A 7,456-nucleotide genomic window follows, 5' to 3' on the forward strand; every position below is an offset into this window, starting at 1 on the left:
AAAGGGAGCCAAGGAGCGCGGCTGGCGCAGCAATTCTGGGACTCTTGCCTCCCTTCTAAGGGGAGATGCCCCGAAGGGGCGGACTCATAGAGCTGCGAAGCAGAGGGGTTAAACCGTGGCAACCCCCCGAAAAATCGGATGAAAAATAGACGCGTCCAAACAAACTCATCCCCTCCCCCATCTGAGAAACGAAAAAACGCCCCGTCCGCCAGGCTCTCACCTGTGCGCGGACGAGACGTCTGGAAAAGACAGATCCCGTGGTACCACCGCAATTCCCGCCTGAATGGCGGGCGCTCGATCTGCGCTGTAACGGGCGCACCCGGACGGGTCTACTTCCCCCCTAAGTTTGGACTGGGGTGGGATTCTTCCGTCTCGCTCGCGGGCGACTTTCTCCACTTTGCGTTCCCGTCCAGATTCTCAGTCACGCTCTGGACTTCCTGTGGGCGCACACGCGGGTACTCCTCCCGGTCACTGCCCGGCTAGTATACGCGGCGGCGGGCCGGATTTGATGGGCCAGATGGCAGAGGGTGACCGCACAGATCAATGACCATCTAAATCGGCCAGGTCAAGAGAAAACCTTCATTTTGGGCCGACTTCAAAGGTGTTATAAAGGCGGTCTTTTCCAGTCTCGCCAGCACTTTTCTAACCTGTGCGGGCAGTCGAAACGATGTGGACGCCTGACCCCAGGCACGCGGCCCCCGTCGTGGAGGTTTTTCATGAAATACGGACTTAAAACGGCCCTCGGCCTCGCCCTGCTTTCCAGTTGGGGCCTGGCAGGCGGAACAGAAATGATGAAGCAGGAAGGCATGCTGGACGTGAACGGCGCGCAGATTCATTATGTCTCGCAGGGCAGCGGCACGCCCATGCTGCTGCTGCACGGCTATCCCCTGAGCGGCGAACTGTTCTCGCGCAACCGCGATGCGCTGGCGAATGCGGGTTACCGGGTTATCACCATTGACCACCGGGGCTACGGCAAAAGCGTGGCCCCCGCCAGCGATACCGGCTCCATCCAGACCTACGCGACAGATGCGCTGGCCGTGATGGACCAGCTCAACGTGCCCAGCGCCATCATCGGCGGCATGTCGATGGGCGGCCCGATTGCTTTCGAGATGTACCGCACGGCCCCCGAGCGCTTCAAGGGCATGATCCTGATCGACACGATTGCCCAGCCGGCCAATGTGGTGGAAAAAGCCCTGTGGGGCGGCATGGCGCAGAAGGCTGTGACGTATGGGCCGCAGTCGCTGGTGGGCGAACTCCTTAAGGACATGCTGACCGGCGTGACCCGCCTAAGCAAGCCCGGTGACGCGAAATTTCTCGGGGACATCGTGAAGCAGGCCAGCGTCGCCGGAGATGTGGCGGGGGCCAGGGCACTGTCCGAGCGCCCCGACTCCCTGCCCACGTTGAGGATCATCAACGTGCCCACCCTGATCCTGGAGGGCGTTGAGGACACCGTGTATCCGCCGCCCTTCTCGGTGAAGATGCAGCAGAACATCGCGGGCAGCAAGCTGGTACTCATTCCCGGCGCAGCCCACGCCGCCATCTATGAGAATGCCCCCGCCGCCAACCGCGCCATACTGGACTGGGCGCAGACAGTGAAGTAGGAGCCGCTGAAGTAAACGAAGTTTTTGAGTCGGGGCAGCGGGTGGAAGCTGCCCCGGTTTTCGTTTTACAGCAAATGACAGAATAGTTGTAGTGCAGAGCGAAGCCTGGGTCACTCCTGGAGCAGTTCGGGGACCATCAAAAATTTACTCAGGGTGGAGCTTCTTTTCTGTCAAATGCTCTAGAAGAGAGTTGAGCTTCTCCCCTCCTTCCCCGCCCGGCCCAGCAGCCCCAGCGCAGGCACCCGCACCAGCGCGGCCAGGGCCAATGCAGAGCGCACCCCCAGCACGTTGCCCAGCACCCCGAACACCGGGCCGAAGGTGACCTGCCCCAGCGCGTCTGCCTGCGCGGCGATGGAATTGACGGTGGCCCGTGAAGCTGGATTCAGTCCCCGGTTGATCCAGGCGTCATACAGCGGCGAGTACAGTCCGCGCAACACCCCGTGAACCACCAGCGCCAGGGCCGCCCAGCCGAAGTTTGGGGCATAGGCGAAGGCCAGCAACGCCGCCACGCTGAGGCCCAACACCCAGCGGAGGGCCAACGCCGCTGTTCTCGCATCCGCCGGGTTGATGCGGCGGCGTAACGGCTCAGTCACCGCGAAGCCGACAACCTGAACGGTCAGCGCCAGCAGCACAAACCAGTTCGCAGCACTCAGGCCACCGGGCAGACCCACTTCCTGAATCAGCAGAAATTCGTTCAGGCGGTCCAGTGCCTCGCTGCTCGCGCCGTACAGCAACGCACTCAGCATCAGCAGGGTCAGCACCCGGCTGGCACGGACCTCGCGCACCCCCTGGCGCAGCGTCCCCGACAGCGCGGCCCAGGTCTGGCGTTCCTCACGCGGGGCGGGGGAAAAGCCGTCCTCGGGCATTCGCAGCCACAGGTACAGGGCAAGTAATAGCGCCACCGCGCCGCCCGCGAGAATTGGAATGTGCAGGCCCAGCGTGGCGAGCGCCGCCGTCGCCCCGATTCCGGCAATCCCCGCCGCCCGCCCGTACTGGCTGCCCAGCAGATACAGGTGTGCGGCCCGGTCCTCGCCCACTTCATCCGCCAGCCACGCCTGCTGCGCGCCGCTGAGAAAGGTGTAGCCCGCCGCCGAGACGATCTGCGTCAGCAACAGCGCCCAGAACACCGGAAACGCGGCCACCAGCGCCATCGCCACGCCCAGGCAGACGCAGCCCAGAATCACCGAGCGGCGGCGCGAGTACACGTCGGCCACCACGCCTGTCGGGACTTCCAGCAGGAAGGCGGCCCCCTCCAGCGCCGCACCGATCAGCAGCAGTTGCAGCGGGTCCAGGCCCGCCACGGTTATGAAATACAGCCCTTGCAGCGTGTAGGCCAGGGCAAAGGCAAACGCCAGCCCCGCCGATAGCGCCAGATAAACCCGCGTGGGGTCACTTGTTTTCAACATATTCTTCCCTGGGAATTCAACAGCCAGTCTTGGTCAGGAATTCAGATGTGCCGCCCAGCGTGGGGCGCACGAATTCTTGACGTGGTGGGTTACAGGGCTGTTGACATTTGTAAAGCACCCCAGGGTTGAGGATGTCTTGAGCATAACGGAAAAAAGCGGCAGCCCCCGCAGGAACCGCCGCCTTCTCCCCCGCTACTTCACTGCGCTCAGTTGCGGCAACGGATGTCCTGGCCGAAGTTCTGGTTGCTGATCTTCGCGTAGGTGCCGTTGTTCAGCGACTTGTCCAGCGCCGAGTTCAGTTCTTTCAGCAGGCTGCTGTTGCCCTTCTTGACGGCCATCGCGATGCTTTCATTGAACAGCAGCGCGCCCTGCTTGAGCTTGCTCTTCTGGGCTTTCACCAGATCGATACCAGTGAACTTGTCACCCACCCAGACGTCCACGCGGCCCGACATCAGCGCGGCCTGGGCGTCGGTGTCCTTGGGGAAGGTCTTGATATCGCCCACGCCCGCCACCTTACGGACATTTTCCAGGTAGGTGGTGCCCACCTGCACGGCCACCGACTTGCCCGCCAGATCGGCAGCCGTCATGGGGCCGCCGATCCTGGCGACAATCGCGCCCCCGGTGCAGTAGTGCGGCCTGGCAAAATCCACGGCCTTGGCCCGCTGAGGCGTGATGCCGTGGCTGGCGATCACAAAATCGTAACGGTCCTGGTTCAGGCCGATCAAGAGGTTGTCGAAGGGCTGGGTGGTCCACTCCACCTTCAGGCCCAGCTCCTTGGCCAGCGCCTCGGCCAGCTCGACCTCAAAGCCGGTCAGCTTCTTGCCCTCCAGCACGTTGAAGGGCGGAAAGGCCCCCTCGGTGGCGATCTTGATGGTGCCGCTTTTCTTGACCTCATCCCAGGTGCGGGCCTGGGCAGAGGTGGCGAGCAGAGCAAGGGCGGTCAGGGCTAGAAATGCTTTTTTCATGAGGACTCCTGTGGACAGCGATGGTCCGTGTTGAACCCGAATCCCTGAGGAGGACGCCGGGCATGTGGTTGATGCCGGGCATTGTAGCGTCAGGCGAATGGCAGGGCATACGGCCCACCCCCTAGACTGCCCCATGCGAATCGTAATTGTGGGCGGCGTGGCCGCTGGAATGAGTGCGGCCAGCCGCGCCACGCGCCAGAACCCCGACGCCGATGTGGTGGTCTTCGAGCGCGGCGAGTACATCAGCTACGGCGCGTGTGGCCTGCCCTACGTTCTGGGCGGGGACGTGGAGAGCTTCGATGACCTGATCGCCCGCACCCCGGCCCAGATGCGCGCCCGTGGCATCGGCGTCCGCCTGCGCCACGACGTGACGGGTGTGGACGCGGGGGGCAGAACCATCACCGTCGTTGATAGGGAGTCCGGGCGCAGCACACACGAGCCGTACGACAAACTGCTGATCGCCACCGGAGTTTCGGCCATTCGCCCCGACTGGGCCAAGACGGACCTGGGCGGCGTGCATGTGTTGCGCGAGATTCCCGATGGACAGGCAATAGAGGCCACCATCAGCGGCGGCGCAAAGCGGGCCGTGATCGTTGGCGGCGGCTACATTGGGCTGGAGCTGGCCGAGACGCTGACCTGCCGGGGCCTGAGCGTGGTGGTGGTGGAAAAAGGGCCAGAGGTGGCCGGGCGGATGCTGGACCGTGAGTATCAGCAGCGCGTGCGGGCGGAACTGGAAAGCAACGGTGTGGAAATTCGCTGCGGCACAACGGTGGAGGGGCTGACCGGCAAGGACGGGCAGGTGACGGGCGTGCAGACCGATCAGGGTTTCATTCGTGGCGACGTGGTGATCGTGGCGGTGGGCGTGCGCCCCAACGTGGAACTGGCCCGCGCTGCCGGGGCGCGGATTGGCAAGACCGGGGCGGTGGCCGTGAATATCCGCCAGGAAACGGGGGTGGACGGCGTGTATTCGGCGGGAGACAACACCGAATCTGTCCACCGCGTCACGCGGCGCAGGGTCCATATCCCGCTGGGGCTGACCGCCAACCGCATGGGCCGGGTGGCCGGGGTCAACATGGCCGGGGGCGACGCCACTTTTCCGGGGGTGGTGGGCAGCAGCATCTTCAAGACCTTCGCGCTGGGCGCGGCCCGCACCGGCCTGACGCAATCGGAAGCCGATGAGTTGGGCCTGGACGCCGCCAGCGTGGACGTTCACAGCACCGATCACGCCGGGTATTACTCCACCGCAAAACCCATCTACGTGCGCCTGACCGCCGAGCGCGGCACGGGCCGCCTGCTGGGCACGCAACTGGTCTGCGGCAACCATGAAAGCGTCAAGCGCGTGGACGTGATCGCCGCGCTGCTGCACAGCCGGGGCAAGGTGCAGGACCTGTTCGAGATGGACCTGTCCTACGCCCCGCCCTTTTCCGGCGTGTGGGACGTGCTGCTGGTGGCCGCAGACCGCCTGAGCCGCGAGATCGGCAAGAAGCAGGAATAGCGCACAGGCGGCCCCGGCATCTGCCCTGTCCCCTGATCCCGAACCCCCGCTCATCCGGGCGCGGATAATGCGGGCCATGAGAGGCTGGCCCCTGAATAAATGGCGCAGTTGGGACCGCAACGAGCAACTGGGCATCCTGAACGGCTGGGGCGTCTTTGTCGGCGACGGCTTTCTGAACGTGACCGTGGTGGTGGCGGGCTTTGCTTCCAAGCTGGGCGCACCCAACTGGGTCATCGGGCTGCTGCCCGCCATCGCCGGGGGCGGCTGGATGCTGCCGCAACTGCTGGTGGCTGCGCGGGTGCGGGGGCTGCCCTACAAGCTGCCGGTGTACCGCTCGGCGGCCACGGTCCGCACCCTGAGCTACCTGTCGATGGCTCTGATCGCCGCGTTCCTGGCCGATCAGCCCGCGCTGTGCCTGACGCTGTTCGTGCTGGCGATGCTGGTCAATTCGCTGGCCTCTGGCGTGGCGGGGCTGCCCTTTCTGGAGGTGGTCAGCAAGACGGTCAGCACCGAACGCCGCCCGCGTTATTTCGGCACACGCAATCTGTACGGCGGGCTGCTGGCCTTCGGCGCTGGGCTGCTGGTGCGCTGGATTCTGGGGTCCGGGCTGGAATTTCCGCTGAATTACGCGCTGATCTTCGCGCTGGGCACGGCGGCCTACACCTTCGGCTACTGGATATTCGGGCGCGTGCAGGAGCCGCCGGACCCCCCGCAGCAGGCCCAGGGGGTACGTGCCGAGTTCCGCGCCATTCCCGAAACGCTGCGTGATCCGCACTTCCGCGCCTTCCTGACCGTGCGCCTGCTGCTGGCGGGGGCCAGCATGAGCGATCCCTTCTTTACCGTGTACGCCCTGCGCGAACTGAACTTTCCCCCGGCCATCCTGGGCGTCTTCGTGATGGCCCTGACCGGGGCCGCCCCGCTGTCCAACATCGTGTGGCAGCGCGTGGCCGAGCGCAAGGGTTCGCGGCGGATCATCCGCTACGCTTCGGTGTTTTACGGGCTGGCTCCGCTGTACGCCGCCGTGGTGGGCCTGCTGGGGCTGGGGGCATGGGCCTACCTGGGCGTGTTCATGCTGACCAGCGTGGCCGCGCAGGGCTTCAATCTGGGCCACACCAACCACCTGCTGAATATCGCCCCGCCCAACGCCCGCAGCCGCTACATCGGCACGCTGAACACGCTGGTGGGCGCGGCGCTGTTCACCCCTGTGCTGGGTGGGCTGGTGGCAGACCGCTTCGGCTACCTGCCGGTCTTTGCCATCAGCCTGACCCTGTGCGCCGCCGCCTTCTGGCAGTGCGGCAAGCTGCGGCGGGACGCGTGAGCCGGAGGGGTGATTTACAGGCCCTGGATGAGACGCAGGCCGTCTTCGACACGCCGCAGCATCTAGTCAAAGGGCGTCATCTGTGGCGTTTTAGCGTGGCCCTCTGTATCCGGGCCAAATGGGGATCAAGGCGTGTGTCGTTGTGGTCTGCCACCTGATTGATGGCCTCAGTCAGCGGGTCCACATCTCTAGAGTTTTGAATGTGTCCTGATGTGACTTCAACCTTCGCGGCGACCTGTGCCTGCTGCTTAAACTGTCGGTACAAGTCTAAAATCGCAGACGACGGATCATGATTTCCTTGGGCCACAATCCGAACTGCCTCCTTGCTCTCGCAGGCGAATCTTTTTACCAACCAATTTCTAAACAGTTGATAGTTTTGGGTAGGGCCACAGGACAGCGTGGAGTAGCCAAAAAGAGGGCCGGGCTGGTATCTGGAGTGTGTGAAGACAACCAAAGCCGCCCGGCCCGCTCAATGTACGCCGCCCTGCCCGTTCTGCCCGACGCCAACCAAAGTTGGCGTTCACTCCAAGGCAGATCAACGCTACCGCTGCCACCAGTGCAAGAAAACCTTCACCCAGACGTATGGGACGCCACTGTATGGCCTCAAAACTGATGTCCATGTGGTGTTCATCATCTTGACCCTGCTGATCTTCGGTTGTCCGATTCCTGCC

6 protein-coding genes are annotated in these 7,456 nt (G+C 64.0%); 4 read left to right on the top strand and 2 right to left on the bottom strand.

Going from position 1 to position 7,456, the window contains the following annotated elements; translation table 11 throughout:
- The first annotated feature begins 716 nt into the window (after positions 1 to 716).
- Positions 717 to 1,601 carry an alpha/beta fold hydrolase gene (locus Q319_RS0114170; protein ID WP_029483137.1) on the top strand — a complete coding sequence of 295 codons (885 nt, stop codon included), beginning with the start codon at positions 717 to 719 and terminating at the stop codon, positions 1,599 to 1,601.
- A 179-nt stretch (positions 1,602 to 1,780) separates the two neighbouring features.
- Here Q319_RS0114170 and Q319_RS0114175 read toward each other — a convergent pair whose 3' ends face one another.
- Both Q319_RS0114175 and Q319_RS0114180 read right to left on the bottom strand, forming a co-directional pair.
- Complete coding sequence (locus Q319_RS0114175) at positions 1,781 to 3,007, bottom strand: MFS transporter (RefSeq protein WP_029483138.1); 1,227 nt, start codon at positions 3,005 to 3,007, stop codon at positions 1,781 to 1,783.
- Positions 3,008 to 3,213: 206 nt separating this feature from the next.
- Positions 3,214 to 3,972 (bottom strand): ABC transporter substrate-binding protein, encoded by a 759-nt coding sequence (locus tag Q319_RS0114180; RefSeq protein WP_029483139.1) that lies wholly within the window; start codon positions 3,970 to 3,972, stop codon positions 3,214 to 3,216.
- A 133-nt stretch (positions 3,973 to 4,105) separates the two neighbouring features.
- On the opposite strand from Q319_RS0114180, the gene Q319_RS0114185 reads away from it, so the two are divergent.
- The 3 genes from Q319_RS0114185 to Q319_RS28300 form a co-directional block, all read left to right on the top strand.
- Positions 4,106 to 5,467 (top strand): FAD-dependent oxidoreductase, encoded by a 1,362-nt coding sequence (locus tag Q319_RS0114185; protein WP_029483140.1) that lies wholly within the window; start codon positions 4,106 to 4,108, stop codon positions 5,465 to 5,467.
- A 76-nt stretch (positions 5,468 to 5,543) separates the two neighbouring features.
- Positions 5,544 to 6,785 carry an MFS transporter gene (locus Q319_RS0114190; RefSeq protein ID WP_029483141.1) on the top strand — a complete coding sequence of 414 codons (1,242 nt, stop codon included), beginning with the start codon at positions 5,544 to 5,546 and terminating at the stop codon, positions 6,783 to 6,785.
- Between the two features lie 440 nt (positions 6,786 to 7,225).
- Positions 7,226 to 7,456, top strand: a 231-nt coding sequence (locus Q319_RS28300) for an IS1 family transposase (protein WP_211252371.1), incomplete at its 3' end; no start/stop codon positions are given.

Origin of the sequence: Deinococcus marmoris DSM 12784 (assembly GCF_000701405.1) — a bacterium.
Taxonomy (GTDB): domain Bacteria; phylum Deinococcota; class Deinococci; order Deinococcales; family Deinococcaceae; genus Deinococcus; species Deinococcus marmoris.